The sequence below is a fragment of the Cryobacterium sp. MLB-32 genome, from assembly GCF_000738085.1.
In the GTDB taxonomy this organism is placed as follows: domain Bacteria; phylum Actinomycetota; class Actinomycetes; order Actinomycetales; family Microbacteriaceae; genus Cryobacterium.
The window spans coordinates 1-972 of record NZ_JPRS01000774.1; the positions used below are offsets into that span (position 1 = coordinate 1).

General features: G+C 57.5%; 1 protein-coding gene. It reads right to left on the reverse strand.

All coding sequences use genetic code 11. The annotated features are described in order from the left end of the window. Positions 1-972, reverse strand: a 972-nt coding sequence (locus JF66_RS24060) for a type ISP restriction/modification enzyme (RefSeq protein WP_304413069.1), incomplete at both ends; no start/stop codon positions are given.

Sequence of the window (972 nt, forward strand, 5' to 3'; positions counted from 1 at the left end):
CTGATACCGTGCCGTCAGCTACGTTCAGAGTCTCGGTTTCTTCGTCGTAAGAGATTTCAAATTCACCCGGAAGGTGAGTCACTCCCTGGGACCAAGCAATGCCTTGACGGTTTGCGAAATCGTCATGGGCAGCGTGGCCGATCGCTCGAGCCCCGAACGTTTGCGCGTAGATCAACTCGGCACCAACGTCACGCACTTCTGCAAAGAGAGAAGGATCCTTGGTAAACGGAACCCTGGCGCCGGGCACTTCTAACTCAGTACTGAAGCGCTCGTAGAAGCCTGGTTGAGCAAGAACCCCAAAGACATACGCCGCGATGTCTTCCGGAACCACGTCATACTCGTACGCCATAGTCAAAGTGTCCAACAGGCCGGCTGGAAGATTCGGCGCGCCCGCCGCGTCACGGTACAACGGGATCACGTCTTTCCCACCGTAACTGCCCCTGAAATAGTGCAAATCGGGTGGGGCCACGGCGACCGTGACGGCAGGGCCAGGGCCCAATGGACTTGTGTTCATAGAACACATGAAGAATTGTTGGACCGACAACGACGCCCACAGCGCCGGTCGTTCAAGGTTTATCAAGCGGGGATCATCGAAGATCCATTGCTGGTCGAACGGGCGGGCAGCGTACCTGACGATGGACCGCGGCGCAGCTCCGGGAAGCAGTTCTGATATCTTCTGCAGCCCTGAGACCTGAGTAAATATGTTACGTCCAGATGATGGGGTGACAAACTTCTCCGCCCGGGTGGCTGAATTTGGGTCCTCAAGCAGGGAGTCCCATCGCCGGCGCAGAACCTCTTTCGTCGTTGCGTACGGCCAGGCCCTGTTGACCTTCACGCCTGGTTGCTGCCACGGGAAAATATCAACCAGTTTCGGGAAACTGTCCCATTGCGTACGCGGCGGAATGGGAACAAACCCAAGCCTCGCGTCACCCGCGAGCTCAGTCCAGTCACCCGGTGACTCGTGCGGATTAG